Annotated in this window: 17 protein-coding genes and 1 tRNA gene; 10 read left to right on the top strand and 8 right to left on the bottom strand. The window is 64.7% G+C overall.

The window, feature by feature from the left end:
- Window positions 1-12 precede the first annotated feature (12 nt).
- Both ROZ00_08980 and ROZ00_08975 read right to left on the bottom strand, forming a co-directional pair.
- Window positions 13-213 (bottom strand): zinc-finger domain-containing protein, encoded by a 201-nt coding sequence (locus ROZ00_08980; protein MDT3736344.1) that lies wholly within the window; start codon window positions 211-213, stop codon window positions 13-15.
- Window positions 214-221: 8 nt separating this feature from the next.
- Entirely contained in the window at window positions 222-1,145 is a 924-nt protein-coding gene (locus tag ROZ00_08975) for a branched-chain amino acid transaminase (protein MDT3736343.1), read from the bottom strand.
- Window positions 1,146-1,217: 72 nt separating this feature from the next.
- Between ROZ00_08975 and ROZ00_08970 the strand changes: the two genes are divergently transcribed.
- Entirely contained in the window at window positions 1,218-1,673 is a 456-nt protein-coding gene (locus ROZ00_08970) for an NUDIX hydrolase (GenBank protein MDT3736342.1), read from the top strand.
- Window positions 1,670-2,761 carry a tRNA 2-thiouridine(34) synthase MnmA gene (gene mnmA, locus ROZ00_08965; GenBank protein MDT3736341.1) on the top strand — a complete coding sequence of 364 codons (1,092 nt, stop codon included), beginning with the start codon at window positions 1,670-1,672 and terminating at the stop codon, window positions 2,759-2,761. Before ROZ00_08970 ends, mnmA begins: the two co-directional genes overlap by 4 nt.
- 24 nt (window positions 2,762-2,785) lie before the next feature.
- On the opposite strand, the gene ROZ00_08960 is transcribed toward mnmA, so the two are convergent.
- Window positions 2,786-3,394, bottom strand: a complete 609-nt coding sequence (locus ROZ00_08960) for a glutathione S-transferase (protein MDT3736340.1) — start codon at window positions 3,392-3,394, stop codon at window positions 2,786-2,788.
- A gap of 137 nt (window positions 3,395-3,531) precedes the next feature.
- On the opposite strand from ROZ00_08960, the gene purB reads away from it, so the two are divergent.
- Entirely contained in the window at window positions 3,532-4,899 is a 1,368-nt protein-coding gene (gene purB / locus ROZ00_08955) for an adenylosuccinate lyase (GenBank protein MDT3736339.1), read from the top strand.
- Window position 4,900: 1 nt separating this feature from the next.
- Window positions 4,901-5,215: a DUF2322 family protein gene (locus tag ROZ00_08950; protein MDT3736338.1), complete on the top strand. Its 315-nt coding sequence runs from the start codon at window positions 4,901-4,903 to the stop codon at window positions 5,213-5,215.
- Window positions 5,216-5,274: 59 nt separating this feature from the next.
- Here the strand turns inward: ROZ00_08950 and secF are convergent, their stop codons facing one another.
- From secF to queA, 5 genes are all read right to left on the bottom strand, one after another.
- On the bottom strand, window positions 5,275-6,204 hold the full coding sequence (gene secF / locus ROZ00_08945) for a protein translocase subunit SecF (protein ID MDT3736337.1): 930 nt from the start codon (window positions 6,202-6,204) through the stop codon (window positions 5,275-5,277).
- An 11-nt stretch (window positions 6,205-6,215) separates the two neighbouring features.
- The gene (gene secD, locus ROZ00_08940) at window positions 6,216-8,078 is read right to left on the bottom strand and encodes a protein translocase subunit SecD (GenBank protein MDT3736336.1); all 1,863 of its coding nucleotides are present in this window, start codon (window positions 8,076-8,078) and stop codon (window positions 6,216-6,218) included.
- Window positions 8,079-8,158: 80 nt separating this feature from the next.
- The gene (yajC, locus tag ROZ00_08935) at window positions 8,159-8,488 is read right to left on the bottom strand and encodes a preprotein translocase subunit YajC (protein ID MDT3736335.1); all 330 of its coding nucleotides are present in this window, start codon (window positions 8,486-8,488) and stop codon (window positions 8,159-8,161) included.
- A gap of 63 nt (window positions 8,489-8,551) precedes the next feature.
- The gene (tgt, locus tag ROZ00_08930) at window positions 8,552-9,649 is read right to left on the bottom strand and encodes a tRNA guanosine(34) transglycosylase Tgt (GenBank protein MDT3736334.1); all 1,098 of its coding nucleotides are present in this window, start codon (window positions 9,647-9,649) and stop codon (window positions 8,552-8,554) included.
- The gene (gene queA, locus ROZ00_08925) at window positions 9,639-10,679 is read right to left on the bottom strand and encodes a tRNA preQ1(34) S-adenosylmethionine ribosyltransferase-isomerase QueA (protein ID MDT3736333.1); all 1,041 of its coding nucleotides are present in this window, start codon (window positions 10,677-10,679) and stop codon (window positions 9,639-9,641) included. Before queA ends, tgt begins: the two co-directional genes overlap by 11 nt.
- Window positions 10,680-10,786: 107 nt before the next feature.
- On the opposite strand from queA, the gene ROZ00_08920 reads away from it, so the two are divergent.
- The 6 genes from ROZ00_08920 to ROZ00_08895 all read left to right on the top strand — a co-directional run bounded on the left by ROZ00_08920 (window position 10,787) and on the right by ROZ00_08895 (window position 16,902).
- A tRNA-Leu gene (locus tag ROZ00_08920) sits at window positions 10,787-10,873 on the top strand.
- A gap of 353 nt (window positions 10,874-11,226) precedes the next feature.
- Complete coding sequence (locus ROZ00_08915; GenBank protein MDT3736332.1) at window positions 11,227-12,930, top strand: cytochrome D1 domain-containing protein; 1,704 nt, start codon at window positions 11,227-11,229, stop codon at window positions 12,928-12,930.
- An 82-nt stretch (window positions 12,931-13,012) separates the two neighbouring features.
- On the top strand, window positions 13,013-13,609 hold the full coding sequence (locus tag ROZ00_08910) for a NapC/NirT family cytochrome c (protein MDT3736331.1): 597 nt from the start codon (window positions 13,013-13,015) through the stop codon (window positions 13,607-13,609).
- Between the two features lie 74 nt (window positions 13,610-13,683).
- Complete coding sequence (locus ROZ00_08905; protein MDT3736330.1) at window positions 13,684-14,547, top strand: ethylbenzene dehydrogenase-related protein; 864 nt, start codon at window positions 13,684-13,686, stop codon at window positions 14,545-14,547.
- A gap of 83 nt (window positions 14,548-14,630) precedes the next feature.
- Window positions 14,631-14,966: a cupredoxin domain-containing protein gene (locus ROZ00_08900; GenBank protein MDT3736329.1), complete on the top strand. Its 336-nt coding sequence runs from the start codon at window positions 14,631-14,633 to the stop codon at window positions 14,964-14,966.
- A 163-nt stretch (window positions 14,967-15,129) separates the two neighbouring features.
- On the top strand, window positions 15,130-16,902 hold the full coding sequence (locus ROZ00_08895) for a 4Fe-4S binding protein (protein MDT3736328.1): 1,773 nt from the start codon (window positions 15,130-15,132) through the stop codon (window positions 16,900-16,902).
- Window positions 16,903-17,026: the final 124 nt, after the last annotated feature.

Here is a 17,026-nt window from a genome sequence, read left to right as displayed (position 1 = left end):
ACGCGGAGGGAATCAATGGTGTCCCTTCGGCGCTTCGCCCGTGAAGGTGTAGCGCGTGCCGCAGTAGGGGCAAACCGCCTCGCCGGTTTTCAGCGGATCGAGGAAGACGCGCGGATGGCGCGCCCACAGCGGCGCGTCCGGCTGCGGGCAGTGCAGCGGGAGGTCGTGCGCGGTGACGGCGATGACGCGGGCGGTGTCTTTCACTTCGGACATGACGGCTCCTATTCGACCGGGGTCAGCCAGCTCTTGTGGAAGGGCGAGCGGCCGTTCACCACGTCGAAGAACAGGTTCTGGATCTGGTGCGTGATCGGGCCGCGCTTGCCGCTGCCGATCTGCCGGCTGTCGACCTCGCGGATCGGCGTCACCTCGGCGGCGGTGCCGGTGAAGAAGGCCTCGTCGGCGATGTAAAGGTCGTCACGGGTGAGGCGCTTCGCCTTCACCTCGTAGCCGAGCTCCTTGGCCAGCTGGATGATGGTGGCGCGCGTGATGCCGACCAGGGCCGAGGCGATCTCCGGCTCGTAGATCTGGCCGTCCTTGACGACGAACAGGTTCTCTCCGGCGCCCTCGGCGACGAAGCCGTCGACGTCGAGCAGCAGCGCCTCGTCGTAGCCGTGCTCGGTGGCCTCCATGTTGGCGAGGATCGAGTTGGCGTAGGTGCCGGAATACTTGGCGCGGCACATCGAGACGTTCACGTGGTGGCGCGCGTACGAGGAGGTCTTGACGCGGATGCCGTTGGCGAGGCCGTCCTCGCCGAGGTAGGCGCCCCAGGGCCAGGCGGCGATGGAAACATGCACCTTGGCGCCCTTGGGCGAGACGCCCATCTTCTCCGAGCCGTAGAAGGCGATCGGCCGCAGGTAGCAGGACTCCAGCTTGTTGGCGCGCACCACTTCCCTGTGCGCCTCCATCAGGGTCTCCTTGTCGTACGGCATCTTCATCATGTAGATGTGCGCCGAATTGAACAGCCGGTCGGTGTGCTCCTTGAGGCGGAAGATGGCGGTGCCGTCGACGGTCTTGTAGGCGCGCAGGCCCTCGAATACGGCGAGGCCGTAGTGCAGGGAGTGGGTCAGCACGTGCGTCGTCGCTTCGCGCCAGGGCACGAGCTTGCCGTCGTACCAGATGAAGCCGTCGCGGTCGGCCATGGACATGATGTTCTCCAGCTTTCTTGGAAGGATAAAAACGAATTTTATCTCAGCCGGGGGGCGCGGTAAAATCGGCGCATGGACCGCATCTGGAAACCCAACGTCACCGTCGCCGCCGTCGTCGAGCGCGACGGCCGTTTCCTGCTCGTCGAGGAGGAGACCGACGACGGCATTCGCTTCAACCAGCCGGCCGGTCACCTCGACGAGGGCGAGTCGCTCGTCGATGCGGCGGCACGCGAGGCGCTCGAGGAGACGGCGCACCGCTTCCTGCCGGAATACCTGGTCGGCATCTACCAGTGGCGCCGGCCGGACGGCAAGGCGACCTACCTGCGCTTCGCCTTCGGCGGGCGGCTGCTCGGCGTCGAGGCGGAGCGGGCGCTCGACCACGGCATCCTGCGCGCCCTTTGGCTGACGCCGGAGGAGATCGCCATGGAGCACGCCCGCCACCGCAGCCCGCTGGTGATGCAGTGCGTCCGCGACTACCTCGCCGGCCGCCGCTTCAGCCTCGATTTGATAACGCACTACGAAACATGACACAGAAAACCGTGGTCGTCGGCATGTCGGGCGGGGTGGATTCCTCCGTCGCGGCGATGCTCTTGAAGCAGCAGGGCTGGAAGGTCGTCGGCCTCTTCATGAAGAACTGGGAGGACGACGACGACGAGGAATACTGCTCCTCGCGCCAGGACCTCATCGACGTCGCCGCGGTGTGCGACATCCTCGGCATCGAACTGGAGGTGGTGAACTTCTCCGCCGAGTACAAGGAGCGCGTCTTCAGCGAGTTCCTGCGCGAGTACCAGGCTGGGCGCACGCCCAACCCCGACGTGCTGTGCAACGCCGAGATCAAGTTCAGGGCCTTCCTCGATCACGCGATGTCGCTGGGTGCCGAGAAGATCGCTACCGGCCATTATGCGCAGGTGCGCGAGGTGCAGACCGAGATGGGCAGCGAGTTCCAGTTGCTCAAGGCCGAGGACGGCACCAAGGACCAGAGCTACTTCCTCTACCGCCTCAACCAGGCGCAGCTGTCGAAGACGCTGTTCCCGCTCGGGGAGATCTACAAGCGCGAGGTGCGCAGCATGGCGCAAGCGGCCGGATTGCCGAACTTCGCCAAGAAGGACTCGACCGGCATCTGCTTCATCGGCGAGCGGCCGTTCAAGGAGTTTTTGGAGCGCTATATTCCGCGCCGGCCCGGCGAGATCCGCACCCTCGACGGCGACAAGCGGGTCGGCGAACACCACGGCCTGATGTACCACACGCTGGGGCAACGCAAGGGATTGGGCATCGGCGGGCAAAAGGACGGCGATGCCGACGCCTGGTACGTCGCCGGCAAGGATCTGGAGAAGAACATCCTCTACGTCGTGCAGGGCCACGACCATCCGGCGCTGCTGGCGGATCGGCTGAAGGCCATCGACCTGTCCTGGGTGAACGGCAAACTGCCGCACACGCACTGGGTCTACACGGCGAAGACGCGCTATCGCCAGCCGGATGCGCCGTGCGAAGTGGAAAACGTAAACGCCGAGAGATGCGAGGTGATCTTCGCCCAGCCGCAATGGGCGGTGACGCCCGGCCAGAGCGTGGTGCTCTACGATTCGAAGGTGTGTCTGGGCGGCGGCATCATCGAGTGATCGCCGCCCTGCAGGGACTGACTTTTATCCCTGTGGGACGGTTTCTGCGAAGGACGGCCGCTGCATCAGTTCGTCGAACAGGCGCGCCAGATTGGCGTGCTGCTCGCGCCACTTGATGTCGGCCAGGCGAAAATCCAGATAGCCCAATGCCGCGCCGACGGCGACGTCGGCCAGCGAGAAGGCGTTGCCGTTGCACCAGGGCTGCTCGCCGAGTTCCTCGGACATCATTTCCAGCGAGCGGTCGATCTTCTCGCGCTGGCGCGCGACCCAGCTGGCGCTCTGCTCCTTCTTCGGCCGCTTGGCCTCGAGGAAGGCTGCCACGGCAGCATCCAGCACGCCGTCGGCCAGTGCCTCCCAGCGCTTGATGCGGATGCGCTCGCGGCCGGCGGCGGGCAACAGGCGGTTGTTCGGGGAGACGCCATCGAGGTACTCGACGATGACGCGCGAGTCGAACAGCGTGCTGTCGTCGTCGAGCACGAGCACGGGAACCTTGCCCAGCGGGTTGAGCCTGGTCACGCCGGTGTCGGCATTCCAGGGATTGTCGAGGACGAACTCGTACTCGATCTTCTTCTCTGCGAGGACGATGCGCGCCTTGCGCACGTAGGGGCTGGTCAGGGAACCGATCAGTTTCATTGTCGAGTTGCTGTTTGAATCTGCCGAAATTATAACATCGCAGTGGTGCGCCGCAGCCGTGATGCGCGTCACGACTGCGTCTCAGGCATTATCCCGCGCATGATAAAATTCGCCTGATATCAAACAGGTTTACGCACATGACCCTGACTCCGTTGACAGCCCTCTCCCCGCTCGACGGCCGCTATGGCGGCAAGGTCGAGGCGCTGCGCGCGCATTTTTCGGAATTCGGCCTGATCCGCAACCGCGTGCGGGTCGAGGTGGCCTGGCTCAAGGCCCTGGCCGCCGAGCCGCATTTCGCCGAGATCCCGGCGTTTTCCGCCGACACGCAGGCCGAGCTCGACGAGGTGGTCTCGTCGTTCTCCGCCGCCGACGGCGAGGCCATCAAGGCCATCGAGGCGCGCACCAACCACGACGTCAAGGCCATGGAGTACTGGCTCAAGGAGCGCCTGTCCGACAACGCCGAGGTGATGGCGGTGGCGGAATTCATCCATTTCGGCTGCACCTCCGAGGACATCAACAACCTCTCGCACGCTCTCATGCTGAAGGATGCGCGCGAGGCCAACCTGCTGCCGGCGCTGGACGCCGTCGTCGCCCGCCTCGTCGAGCTGGCGCACCAGCATGCCGAGCAGCCGATGCTCTCGCGCACCCACGGCCAGCCGGCCAGCCCGACGACGCTCGGCAAGGAGATGGCCAACGTCGCCGCGCGCCTGAAGCGCGCCCGCGCGCGCATCGCCGCGGTGTCGCTCACCGCCAAGTTCAACGGCGCCGTCGGCAACTACAACGCCCACCTGGCGGCCTACCCGAATTTCGACTGGGAGGGCTTTGCGCGCCGCTTCATCGAGTCCTTCGGCCTGGAGTTCAATCCCTACACCATCCAGATCGAGCCGCACGACGCCATGGCCGAGCTGTTCGACGCCGTCGCCCGCGCCAACACCATCCTGCTCGACCTGAACCGCGACGTCTGGATGTACATCTCGCTGGGCTACTTCAGGCAGAAGCTGAAAGCCGGCGAGATCGGCTCATCCACCATGCCGCACAAGGTAAACCCGATCGACTTCGAGAACTCGGAAGGCAACCTCGGGCTCGCCAACGCCACCCTGCGCCACCTCGCCGACAAGCTGCCCGTCTCGCGCATGCAGCGGGACCTGACCGACTCCACCGTGCTGCGCAACATGGGCGTGGCCTTCGGCTATGCGCTGCTGGCCTATGATTCCTGCCTGAAGGGCCTCGGCAAGCTGGAGGCCGATCCGGCGCGCCTGCGCGCCGACCTGGCCGACTGCTGGGAGGTGCTGGCCGAGCCGGTGCAGACGGTGATGCGCCGCTACGGCGTGGAAAACCCCTACGAGCAGCTGAAGGAGCTGACGCGCGGCAAGGGCATCACGCGCGAGGGGCTGCACGCCTTCATACAGGGATTGAAGATTCCCGAGGCCGAGAAGCAGCGCCTGCTCGCCATGACGCCGTGGAGCTACGTCGGCAAGGCGGCGGAGCTGGCGAAAAGGATCTGACATGGCTTTCGCAGACAACCTGAAGAAGATGCCGGGCGTCGCCCACCTCGAGGCGATCCGCCTGCTCGACGGCGAGGAAGAAGTCGCCGTCATCGAGCACAAGCCCGGCCAGGTCGGCTCGCTGGCCCTCTACAACCACCTGTCCCAGACCTACGGCGCCATCACCCCGGAGGCGGCGCGCGCCGGCCTCGAGCTCTATGCCGAGCACACCGAGGACGCCCGCGCCAACCCCGGCAAGCATCCCAACATCGACCGATTGCTGGCCCTCGCCGAAGGCGGCCGCACCCTGCGCGTCAAGCACGTCTTTTTCGCCTGAACCGGCCATGAAAAAGGCCCGCCGGGGCGGGCCTTCGCCGTGTCACGCGAACTGACTTTTCAGACGACGGCTTCCTCTTTCGGCTTCTGCGGCTTGACGAACTGTTCGCGCGAGACGCCGAGCCACATCACCAGGGGGCTCGCCACCAGCACCGAGGAGTAGATGCCGAACAGGATGCCGATGGTCAGCGCCAGGGCGAAGTAGTGCAGCACCTCGCCGCCGAAGATCAGCATCGACAGCACGGCGAGCTGCGTGCTGCCGTGGGTGATGATGGTGCGGCTGATGGTGCTGGTGATGGCGTTGTCGATCACCTGCGGCACGCTCGCCTTGCGCATCTTGCGGAAGTTCTCGCGCACGCGGTCGAAGACCACCACCGACTCGTTCACCGAATAGCCCAGCACCGCCAGCACGGCGGCCAGCACCGGCAGGGAGAACTCCCACTGGAAGAAGGCGAAGAAGCCGAGGATGATCACCACGTCGTGCAGGTTGGCGATGATCGCCGAGACGGCGAAGCGCCACTCGAAGCGCAGCGCCAGGTAGACGATGATGCCGAATACCACCAGCAGCAGGGCGATGGCGCCGTTCTCGGCGAGCTCCCGGCCGACCTGCGGCCCGACGAATTCGACGCGCTTGAGCTCTGCGCCGGCCACGTCCTGCTGCAGCGTGCCCATGATGCTGCTGCCCAGCGCGGCCGAGTCCTGGCCGGGCCTGAGCGGCATGCGGATCAGGACGTCGCGGCTGCTGCCGAAATTGGCGACCTGGGTATCGGTGTAGCCGGCCTTGGCCAATGCTTCGCGGATCTTCTGCGTATCGGCGGCCTGCGGGTAGCTCACCTCGATCAGGGTGCCGCCGGTGAACTCGACGCTGAAATGCAGGCCCCGGGTGGCGAGGAAGAACACTGCCGCGATGAAGGTGATCAGCGAGATGACGTTGAACACCAGCGCATGGCGCATGAAGGGGATGTCTTTGCGGATCTTGAAGAATTCCATGGCGTTTTCCCCTATTTCCAGGCGACGTTGCCGATCGACAGGGCGGCCAGCTTGCGCCGGCTGCCGTAGACCAGGTTGACGATGCCGCGCGAGACGACGACCGAGCTGAACATCGAGGTCAGGATGCCGAGGCAATGCACCACGGCGAAGCCGCGCACCGGGCCGGAGCCGAAGATCAGCAGCGCCAGTCCGGCGATCAGCGAGGTGACGTTGGAGTCGAGAATCGTGCCGAAGGCGCGTTCGTAACCGGCGGCGATGGCCGCCTGCGGCGTGACGCCGTTGCGCAGTTCCTCGCGGATGCGCTCGTTGATCAGCACGTTGGCGTCGATGGCCATGCCCAGGGTCAGGGCGATGGCGGCGATGCCGGGCAGGGTCAGCGTCGCCTGCAGCATCGACAGCAGGGCGATCAGCAGCAGCAGGTTGGTCGACAGGGCCACCACGGAGATGAGGCCGAATATCAGGTAGTAGATGGCCATGAAGACGGCGATGGCGATGAAGCCGTAGAGCGTCGACTTGAAGCCGCGCTCGATGTTCTCGGCACCCAGGCTCGGGCCGATGGTGCGTTCCTCGACGATCTCCATCGGCGCCGCCAGGCTGCCGGCGCGCAAGAGCAGAGCGACGTCGTTGGCCTCGACGGTGCTCATGCGGCCGGAGATCTGCACGCGGCCGCCGCCGATCTCGCTGCGGATCACCGGCGCCGTGATGACCTCGCCCTTGCCCTTCTCGATGAGCAGGATGGCCATGCGCTTGCCGACGTTGTCGCGGGTGACGTCCTTGAAGATGCGCGCGCCGGCCGAGTCGAGGGTGAGGTGCACCGCCGGCTCGTGGGTCTGGTTGTCGAAGCCGGGCTGGGCGTCGGTGAGGCGGTCGCCGGTGAGGACGACCTGCTTCTTCACCAGCAGCGGCGCGCCGCTGCGCTCGACGTAGTATTCCGTGCCGACCGGCGGCTGGCCCCTGGCGGCCTCTTCCATGACCGCCGGGTTCTGGCTGTTCTCGTCGTCCACCAGGCGCACTTCCAGGGTGGCGGTGCGGCCGAGGATGTCCTTCGCCTTGGCGGTGTCCTGCACGCCGGGCAGCTGCACGACGATGCGGTCGGCGCCCTGCTGCTGGATCACCGGTTCGGCCACGCCCAGCTCGTTGATGCGGTTGTGCAGGGTGGTGATGTTCTGCTTGATGGCGAATTCCTGGATGCGCTGCTGCGCCTCCGGCTTGAGGGTGGCCGTCAGCTTGAAGTCGGCGCCGTCCTGGACTTCCGTCAGCAGCAGGTCGGGCTGGGCGTTCTCGACGACGGCACGCGCCTTGTTGCGCGTCTCGGCGTCGCGGAAGCGGATGGCGATCTGGTCGCGCTCGCGGGCGATGCCGCCGTGGCGCACGCCCTTGTCGCGCATCAGCGAGCGCAGGTCGGCGGCAGTGGCGTCGAGGCGCTTGGTGAGCGCGCCCTTCATGTCCACCTGCAGCAGGAAGTGCACGCCGCCGCGCAGGTCGAGGCCCAGGTACATGGGCAGGGCGTGCAGCGAGGTCAGCCAGGCCGGCGAGCGCGTCAGCAGGTTGAGCGCCACCACGTAGGAGGCATTCTCGGCGTCTGGATTGAGCGCGCGCTCGATGGTGTCCCTGGCCTTGAGCTGCGTTTCGGTGTCGCCGAAGCGGACGCGCACGCTGTTCTGGTCGGCAAACAGGCCGTCATGGGCGATGCCGGCCGCCTTCAGGGTCTCCTCGACGCGGCCGAGCAGCCTGATGTCCACCTTGACCGCCGTCTTGATGCTCGAGACCTGCACTGCCGGCGCCTCGCCGTAAAAATTGGGCAGGGTGTAGAGCAGGCCGAGGGTCAGCGCGACGGCGATGAGGATGTATTTCCAGAGCGGATAGCGGTTCATGTCCGTGAGGAGTTGGGAGTCAGGAGTGAGGAGAATGTCGGCGCGAGGGCGGCTCCCCGCGCCTCACCACTCCTCGCCCCTCACAAAGTTTTCAGGGTGCCCTTGGGCAGGATGGCCGTGACGGCATTCTTCTGGATCGAAATCTCGACGTTCTCCGCGATCTCGAGGCCGACGTAGGTTTCGCCCACCTTGGTGATGCGGCCGGCGATGCCGCCGTTGGTCAGCACCTCGTCGCCCTTCTGCATGGCCTCCACCATGGCCTTGTGCTCCTTGGCTCGCTTCATCTGCGGCCGGATCATGAGGAACCACAGCACGACGAACATCAGGAGGATGGGCAGCATGCCCATCAGGCCGCCGGCCGCGTCGCCGGCAGCAGGCGCCGCTTGCGCCCAGGCATTGGAAATCAGCACGTTTGTCTCCGTGAGAGGTTTGAAAAATCGCGAAATTATAACAGCCTGGCCGCTCGGCCCGGCCTATTTTTGCCGGGCCGCCCGGAAGGCGGCGACATAGTCCCCAAGCCGGCCGGCGGCGATGGCCTCGCGCAGCTCCGCCATCAGTTGCTGGTAGTAGAACAGGTTGTGCAGGGTGTTCAGGCGGGCGCCGAGGATTTCATTGACCCGCTGCAGGTGGTGCAGGTAGGCGCGGGTGAAGTTCCGGCAGGTGTAGCAGGGGCAGGTTTCGTCGAGCGGTCGCGTGTCGGCGGCGTGGGCGGCGTTGCGGATCTTCACCGTGCCGTGGCGGGTAAACAGCCAGCCGTTGCGGGCGTTGCGCGTCGGCAGCACGCAGTCGAACATGTCGATGCCCTGCGCCACGGCATTCACCAGATCTTCCGGCGTGCCGACGCCCATCAGGTAGCGCGGCCGATCCGGCGGCAGCCTTGGCGCGGTGTGGGCGAGGATGCGCTGCATGTCGGCCTTCGGTTCGCCCACCGAGAGCCCGCCGATGGCGTAGCCGTCGAAGCCGATCTGCAGGAGCCCGGCGAGGGATTCGTCGCGCAGATCCTCGTGCATGCCGCCCTGGACGATGCCGAACAGGGCGTTGGAATTTCCCTCGTGCGCGCGCTTCGAGCGCTCGGCCCAGCGCAGGGACAGGCGCATCGACTTGGCCGCCTCGGCATGCGTGGCGGGGTAGGGCGTGCATTCGTCGAAGATCATGACGATGTCGGAATTCAGCACCCGCTGGATGCGCATCGATTCCTCCGGGGTCAGGAACAGGCGGTCGCCGTTCACCGGCGAGGCGAACCTGACGCCTTCCTCCGAGATCTTGCGCAGCGCGCCGAGGCTGAACACCTGGAAGCCGCCGGAGTCGGTGAGGATCGGCCCGTCCCAGCCCATGAAGCGGTGCAGCCCGCCGTGGGCAGCGATGACCTCCAGCCCCGGCCGCAGCCAGAGGTGGAAGGTGTTGCCGAGCACGATCTGTGCGCCGAGGCCTTTCACCTCGTCGGGCGACATGGCCTTGACCGAGCCGTAGGTGCCGACCGGCATGAAGGCCGGCGTGTCGACGCTGCCGTGGGCGAGGGTGAGGCGGCCGCGGCGGGCGGCGCCGTCGCTGGCGAGGAGCTCAAACTTCATGGGTGTCATGCCGCGTGATGAACATGGCGTCGCCGTAGCTGAAGAAGCGGTAGCGTTCGGCCACGGCATGGGCGTAGGCCCGGCGCATGTTCTCCAGGCCGCCGAAGGCCGACACCAGCATCAGCAGGGTCGACTTCGGCAGGTGGAAGTTGGTAATGAGGGCGTCGGCGGTGCGGAAGCGGAAGCCGGGCAGGATGAACAACTCTGTTTCGCCCGGTCCAGCCATGATCTCGCCTTCCTGGGCGGCGGCCTCCAGTGCGCGCAGACTGGTGGTGCCGACGGCGATGATTCGCCCGCCGCGTGTGCGGGCGGCGGCGAGGGCGTTCGCGGTATCTACGGGAATCACGTAGCGCTCGCGGTGCATGCGGTGGTGCGCCAGGTCCTCGACCCGCACCGGCTGGAAGGTGCCGGCGCCGACATGCAGCGTCAGCCAGGCGAAGTCCACCCCCTTGGCGCGCAGGGCATCCAGGAGGGGCGCGTCGAAATGCAGACCGGCCGTGGGGGCCGCCACCGAGCCGCGGTTGCGCGCATACACCGTCTGGTAGCGCGCCTCGTCGGCATCCTCCGGCTGGCGCTGGATATAAGGTGGGAGGGGCAGCTTGCCGTGCCGTTCGAGGAGATCGACCAGGTCTTCGGGACCGGGGAAGCGCAGCAGGAAGAAGGCGCCCTCGCGCGCGACCACGCCGACTTCCAGCGCACCTTCCAGCACCAGCCGGCTGCCGGGCCACGGCGCATGGCTGGCGCGGATCTGGGCGAGCGCCTCGTGCCGGCCGATCGGGCGCTCGATCAGCACCTCCACCCGGCCGCCGCTGTCCTTGACGCCGTGCAGGCGGGCGTGCAGGACGCGCGTGTCGTTGAAGACCAGCAGGTCGCCGGCGCGCAAAAGTCGTGTGATCTCGGAAAACCGCCGATCCTCCAGCTTGTCGCCGTCGGCGATCAGCAGGCGGCTGGCCGTGCGCTCGGGCAGCGGAAACTGGGCAATCAGTTCCGGTGGCAGGTCGTAATCGAAATCGGCCAGGGAAAGCGGCATTTAAGTTTGATTCGAGGGTGCCGGATGCGGGATAATGCCGGCTCTTTACGGCCCGCCATTCTACGCGGGTTGGCTTCAGAAGCAGAACGCCGCAAGGCGCATCCCCGGCCGGGATGGCGGAATCGGTAGACGCAGCGGACTCAAAATCCGCCGCTGGAAACAGTGTGGGGGTTCGACTCCCCCTCCCGGCACCACGGTTCAAGCGGACTCACAACACGCCGCGCAGCGGCTTGTTGCGGCGCAGGCTAACCTGCGCAGCAGGTTAAGGCCGAAGGCCGGCCGGAGCCAAAATCCGCCGCTGGAAACAGTGTGGGGGTTCGACTCCCCCTCCCGGCACCATCAGCCCCATTCCGATCAATTTTTCTTCTCGCAACATCCATTTCTTGACCTATGCTGAGAATGGTCTCGGTTTGGCTGCAGACGTGCGTTTAGTTTGATAAAAATCAAGGAAGCAAGATCCTATTCGGCAGAATCTTCGCTCAGCACAAAAGCCGTATATTTTTTGGGCTCTTTCCATTTACCTGGTTCTTCGTTGAGGGAGAAAAGTATGAAGAAGCGCAACTCAATTTCCGGTTCCCTGCGTCTGGCGGCGCTGCCTCTGGCGGTGGCCGGCCTGTGCAACGTCGCCTTTGCACAACAGGCTCCGGCGGCGGCCCCTACGCTGACGGCCGATGAAAAGGCGGCCGCCAAGAAGATCTACTTCGAGCGCTGCGCCGGCTGTCACGGCGTGCTGCGCAAGGGCGCGACGGGCAAGAACCTCGAGCCCCACTGGAGCAAGAAGCTGCCCGACGGATCGACCCAGGAAGGCGGCACGCTCAAGCTCGGCCAGAACCGGCTCGAGAAGATCATCGGCTACGGTACCGAGGGCGGGATGGTCAACTTCGACGACATCCTGACCAAGGAAGAGATCGCCCTGATGGCGAAATACATCCAGACCACGCCGGATGTGCCGCCCGAGTACAGCTTCAAGGAGACCATGGACTCCTGGAAGGTGATCGTGCCGGTCAAGGATCGCCCGACCAAGCAGATGAACAAGTTCAACCTGAAGAACATGTTCTCGGTGACCCTGCGCGATACCGGCGAAGTCGCCCTCATCGACGGCGACACCAAGGAAATCCGCAGCATCGTCAAGACCGGTTACGCGGTACACATCTCCCGCCTGTCGAAGTCGGGCCGCTATGTGTATGTGATCGGCCGCGACGGCCGTCTCAGCCTGATCGACCTGTGGATGGAGAAGCCCGCGGTCGTGGCCGAACTGAAGGTCGGCTTCGACGCCCGCTCGGTGGATACCTCCAAGTTCAAGGGCTACGACGACAAGTACGCCATTGCCGGCTCCTACTGGCCGCCCCAGTACGTGATCATGGAAGGCGACACCCTCAAGCCGCTCAAGGTCGTCAGCACCCGCGGCATGACGGTGGACGGCGAGTACCACCCCGAGCCGCGCGTGGCCTCGATCGTCTCGTCCGAGATCAAGCCGGAGTGGGTCGTCAACATCAAGGAAACCGGCCAGATCCTGCTGGTGGACTACAGCGACATCAAGAACCTGAAGACCACCACCATCGAGTCGGCCAAGTTCCTGCATGACGGCGGCTGGGACGCCTCCAAGCGGTACTTCCTGGTGGCGGCCAACGCCTCCAACAAGATTGCTGCAGTGGACACCAAGACCGGCAAGCTGGCCGCGTTGATCGACACGGCCAAGATCCCGCACCCGGGCCGCGGCGCCAACTTCGTGCATCCGAAATTCGGACCCGTCTGGGCGACCGGCCACCTCGGCGCCGATGTCGTGACGCTGATCAGCACGCCGTCGGACAATCCGAAATACAAGCAGTACAAGCAGTACAACTGGAAGGTCGTCCAGGAAATGAAGCACGTGCCGGGCAACCTGTTCGTCAAGACCCATCCGAAGTCCAAGCATTTCTGGGCCGATGCGCCGCAGAACCCGGAGAAGGCCGTTGCCGAATCCGTGGCGGTGTGGGACATGGCGGACCTGTCCAAGCCGAAGAAGATCATCAACGTCGCCAAGGATTCCGGCCTGCCGGAGACCAAGGCGATCAAGCGCGCCGTGCATCCCGAGTACAGCGCGGATGGCTCCGAGGTCTGGATCTCTCTCTGGGGCGGCAAGACCGACCAGTCGGCCATCGTGGTGTATGACGACAAGACCCTCGCCGTGAAGAAGGTGATCACCGATCCGAAGATGATCACCCCGACCGGCAAGTTCAACGTCTACAACACGCAGCACGACATCTACTGACCGCTGCAAGCAGCAAGACATACCGGGGGCCCAGCGCCCCCGGGTGTTTGTTGGGACCGAGTCTTTTTGATTGGACTGATCCATGTCCGACGCGAATTCCTCAAATGGTGGCCTCTGGCGCCGACTGCGCCAGCCCAGCGCCAAATACTCCCTGCTGACCCTGCTGGTGGTCGGCTTTTTCTCCGGCATCGTCTTCTGGGGCGGTTTCAACACCGCGATGGAGGCGACCAATACGCTGGAGTTCTGCATCTCCTGCCACGAGATGCGCGACACGGTCTATCAGGAATACAAGAAGACCATCCATTACCAGAACCGCACCGGCGTGCGCGCCATCTGCTCCGACTGCCACGTGCCGAAGGACTGGGTGCACAAGGTGGCGCGCAAGATCCAGGCCACGAAGGAGCTCTACGGCAAGGCGATGGGCACCATCGACACGCCGGAGAAGTTCGAGGCCAAGCGCCTGGAGCTGGCGCAGAACGAATGGCGGCGCATGAAGGCGTCGGACTCGCGCGAGTGCCGCAACTGCCACGGCTTCGAGGGCATGAACAGCGAGGTGCAGAAGCCGCGGGCGAGGAAGCAGCACGAGCTGGCGCAGCGCGACGGCGAGACCTGCATCGACTGCCACAAGGGCATCGCCCACCAGAAGCCCAAGGGCATGAAGGAAGACGACGAGGAGTAAGACCTGTCATCTTCCGGAGTTTCGATTCGTTCTATACTTGAATAGCCGATTTACCTGTTACCAAGGAGTTGACCATGCAAAAACTGATCACCGCTTCCGCCGTCGGCTTGGTGTTCGCGTTGGGTGCGGGCGCCGCAATGGCCGCCCCCGACTGGAGCAAGGCGCCGGGCAAGAAGATCACCATCTTCTATCCGGGCGTTTCCCCGATCGAATGGATCACCAAGGGCACCGAGCATGGCGGCGCCAAGGGCCTGCGCAAGGGCGAGACCTGCGCCGCCTGCCACGACGAGGAAGCCGCCGACATGGGCAAGAAGATGGCAACCGGCCAGAAGATCGAGCCGAAGCCGATCAAGGGCAAGGCCGGCTCGATTCCGGTCACGGTGCAGGCCGCGCATGACGGCACCAACCTGTACCTGCGCTTCTCCTGGAAGCAGCCGGCAGGCGGCGCGGAGAAGATGGACAAGGACAATCAGGTCAAGCTGGCGGTGATGTTCGAGGACAACAAGATCGAGCGCGCCAACCTCTCCGGCTGCTGGGAAACCTGTCACCAGGATGCCCGCACCATGCCCGACGGCAAGGACGACAAGAAGACCAAGTACGTTGTCGGCGGCGACGTCAAGGGCGGCAAGTTCTACGACCTGATCCAGTGGACCAGCAAGGGCGCCAAGCACGACGGCTACGTCGCCGACAAGCGCGTGATGGACGGCGGCAAGGCCCTGGCCGATGCCAAGGGCGAGAAGAAGGGCGACGAGTGGGTCGTCACCTTCACGCGCAAGCTCGCCGGCGGCGAGGGCGATATCGCCATGGCGGCCGGCAAGACCTACAACATCGGCTTCGCCATCCACGACGACCACACCAGCGGCCGTTTCCATCATGTCTCGCTCGGCTACACGCTGGGCATAGACGCCAAGGCCGACATCACCGCGGCCAAGCAGTAAGTGCATGGCCCCGGGAACTCTCCCGGCGAAAGGCGAACAAACGGGGAGCGGAAGCTCCCCGTTTTTTTGACAGGAGGTGCCACATGCGAAAGCCGATCCGCTTGCTCGCCGTTCCCTGCGCACTGACTTTCCTGGCCATGCTGCCTTGGCCGGCATCGGCGCAGACGGCTGAAGTCGGCATCAGGGAGTACAAGTACGATCCGGCGGAACTGAAGGTCAAGGCCGGCACCACGGTGAAGTGGACAAACAACGAAAAGCGCACCAGCCATTCGATCCTGTTCACCGGGCCGGGCGGTTTCGAGTCGGAGCGGATCTTCCCCGGCGAATCCTGGCAGCGCGTTTTCGACAAGCCGGGAAGCTATCCCTATACTTGCGGACCGCACCCCGAAATGAAGGGCAGAATCGAAGTCACGGAATAGCCGACAGCTTCAAACTTAATCAAAAGCCGCGTCTGCGGCTTTTGTTTTTTACAGGCAATCCCGATACACTGCGCCGGCAATCGGGCTGGAATCCCGGCAACCTGCTGAGGTTATTTTGATCGCGCGGCTGTTCTGCTTGTGTGTTGTTGTGCTGGGCTTTGGCATGGCGCAGGCCGCCGACCTGCCTGCCGTCTATCCGCAGGTGCGCAGCATCTTCCCCGATGCCGAGGCCTATGGGGGATTCGAAGGCACGCCGCCATCCGCCGCCGTCTACAAGGGCGGCAAGCCGATCGGTTATATCTTTCTCACCGAGGACGTGCTGCGCATTCCGGCGTATTCCGGCAAGCCGATCAACACCATGGTCGGCCTTGACCTCGAGGGACGCATCGCCGGACTGGCCATCGTCAATCACGACGAGCCGATCCTCGCCGTCGGCATCACGCCGGAACGGCTCAACCGCTATGTCGCCCAATACGAGGGCAAGTCCGCATTCGACAAGGTCATCATCGGCGCCAGGCGCGAAGGCCACATCGCCATCGACGGCATCACCGGCGCCACCATCACCGTCATGGTCGAGAACGCCACGGTGATGCGTTCCGCCAGGATGGTGGCAGAGGCGCGCGGCATTCGCCATCCCGGACTGCCGCCGCCCCCCAAGGAGGACGCTGCAGCAGCGCCGGCGACGGTTCCCGCGAGCGGAGTGGCAGCCCCGGCGTCTCCTTCGGTCCCTGACGCCCCTCCAGAGCGGCAGGTCCGGCCGAAGGCAGCAGACTTGCCGGCCCCGGCAGCGACTGCGGCCGAGACGCCGACGAAACCCGCCAGACAGGAAAGGAAACCGGCAGCGACCCCGCGCCCGGTGCACGGCGCAGTGCCGCTTTCGCACGAATTCCCGCCACAGGCCATCTCGCCTCCGCCGGCGAAGCCGGGCACGTGGACGCCGCCGCAGGAGGAGCCGGTCTGGATCGCCATCTGGCAGAACCGCGCTTTCGAGATCGGCGTCCTGGTGGTCGGGCTGTCGGTGCTCTTCACCATCCTGATCTTCCAGGATTGGCTGGCGCGTCATCCGAATCTTCTGAATTACGTCCGCAACGCCTTCCACGTCTACACCCTGTTCTTCATCGGCTGGTATGGCCTCGCCCAGCTGTCGGTGATCAACGTCCTGACGTTCACCGGTTCCGTCATGAGCGGTTTCCGATGGGAACATTTCCTCATCGATCCGATGCTGTTCATCCTCTGGTCCTTCGTCGCCATGACCCTGCTGCTGTGGGGGCGCGGCGTCTACTGCGGCTGGTTGTGCCCGTTCGGCGCCCTGCAGGAGCTGATCCTGATCGCGGCGCGCAAGCTGAAGCTGCCGGAGATCGAGTTCAGCGACGCCGTCCATGAGCGGCTGGTCGCGCTCAAGTACATCGTCCTGATCCTCCTGTTCGGCGTCTCCCTGCAGTCGATCGCCCAGGCCGCCTGGTACGCCGAGATCGAGCCGTTCAAGACGGTCATCGCCATGCGCTTCCAGCGGGAATGGGAATATGTCCTCTACGCGATCGCACTGATCGGACTGGCGGCGGTGAACCGCAAGTTCTACTGCAAATACCTCTGTCCTCTGGGGGCGGCGCTGGCCATTCCCGGGCGCTTCCGGCTGTTCGAATGGTGGCTGCGGCGGCGCAAGGAATGCGGCAAGCCCTGCCAGGTCTGCGCCAACCGCTGCTCGGTGCGGGCCGTCCGGCCGACCGGCGAGATCAACGCCAATGAATGCCATTACTGCCTGGACTGCCAGGTCATCTACTACAACGACAAGGTCTGCCTGCCTTTGATCGACCGGCGCAAGCGCCGCGAACAGCAGTTGGTGCGCGGCCAGGAAGCGGGGGGCAATAACCCCTTAGGATCTGTGGTTGTCTCTGAAAGCAATGCGGCCGGCATGGAGGGGACGGGTAAACATTGATAAATGTCATACGCAAATATTGAGAAATATCAAAGAGTTAAACGCACCCATCTTGACCCAAATCAAGGCTCGCATTACCCCCATGAATTTTAATGCTTTGCAGAATTAAGGCTGCTTATTCACG

This window comes from Denitratisoma sp., from assembly GCA_032027165.1.
Lineage (GTDB): Bacteria > Pseudomonadota > Gammaproteobacteria > Burkholderiales > Rhodocyclaceae > Desulfobacillus.
Note: the sequence above shows the minus strand (reverse complement) of the source record. Positions and strands in the feature narration are given on the sequence as shown.

What these genes read in the sequence shown, in the direction of transcription:
- ROZ00_08980 (MDT3736344.1), bottom strand. Translation starts at nt 213, where the DNA reads ATGTCCGAAGTGAAAGACACCGCCCGCGTCATCGCCGTCACCGCGCAC.
- ROZ00_08975 (MDT3736343.1), bottom strand. Translation starts at nt 1,145, where the DNA reads ATGTCCATGGCCGACCGCGACGGCTTCATCTGGTACGACGGCAAGCTC.
- ROZ00_08970 (MDT3736342.1), top strand. Translation starts at nt 1,218, where the DNA reads ATGGACCGCATCTGGAAACCCAACGTCACCGTCGCCGCCGTCGTCGAG.
- mnmA (MDT3736341.1), top strand. Translation starts at nt 1,670, where the DNA reads ATGACACAGAAAACCGTGGTCGTCGGCATGTCGGGCGGGGTGGATTCC.
- ROZ00_08960 (MDT3736340.1), bottom strand. Translation starts at nt 3,394, where the DNA reads ATGAAACTGATCGGTTCCCTGACCAGCCCCTACGTGCGCAAGGCGCGC.
- purB (MDT3736339.1), top strand. Translation starts at nt 3,532, where the DNA reads ATGACCCTGACTCCGTTGACAGCCCTCTCCCCGCTCGACGGCCGCTAT.
- ROZ00_08950 (MDT3736338.1), top strand. Translation starts at nt 4,901, where the DNA reads ATGGCTTTCGCAGACAACCTGAAGAAGATGCCGGGCGTCGCCCACCTC.
- secF (MDT3736337.1), bottom strand. Translation starts at nt 6,204, where the DNA reads ATGGAATTCTTCAAGATCCGCAAAGACATCCCCTTCATGCGCCATGCG.
- secD (MDT3736336.1), bottom strand. Translation starts at nt 8,078, where the DNA reads ATGAACCGCTATCCGCTCTGGAAATACATCCTCATCGCCGTCGCGCTG.
- tgt (MDT3736334.1), bottom strand. Translation starts at nt 9,649, where the DNA reads ATGAAGTTTGAGCTCCTCGCCAGCGACGGCGCCGCCCGCCGCGGCCGC.
- queA (MDT3736333.1), bottom strand. Translation starts at nt 10,679, where the DNA reads ATGCCGCTTTCCCTGGCCGATTTCGATTACGACCTGCCACCGGAACTG.
- ROZ00_08915 (MDT3736332.1), top strand. Translation starts at nt 11,227, where the DNA reads ATGAAGAAGCGCAACTCAATTTCCGGTTCCCTGCGTCTGGCGGCGCTG.
- ROZ00_08910 (MDT3736331.1), top strand. Translation starts at nt 13,013, where the DNA reads ATGTCCGACGCGAATTCCTCAAATGGTGGCCTCTGGCGCCGACTGCGC.
- ROZ00_08905 (MDT3736330.1), top strand. Translation starts at nt 13,684, where the DNA reads ATGCAAAAACTGATCACCGCTTCCGCCGTCGGCTTGGTGTTCGCGTTG.
- ROZ00_08900 (MDT3736329.1), top strand. Translation starts at nt 14,631, where the DNA reads ATGCGAAAGCCGATCCGCTTGCTCGCCGTTCCCTGCGCACTGACTTTC.
- ROZ00_08895 (MDT3736328.1), top strand. Translation starts at nt 15,130, where the DNA reads ATGGCGCAGGCCGCCGACCTGCCTGCCGTCTATCCGCAGGTGCGCAGC.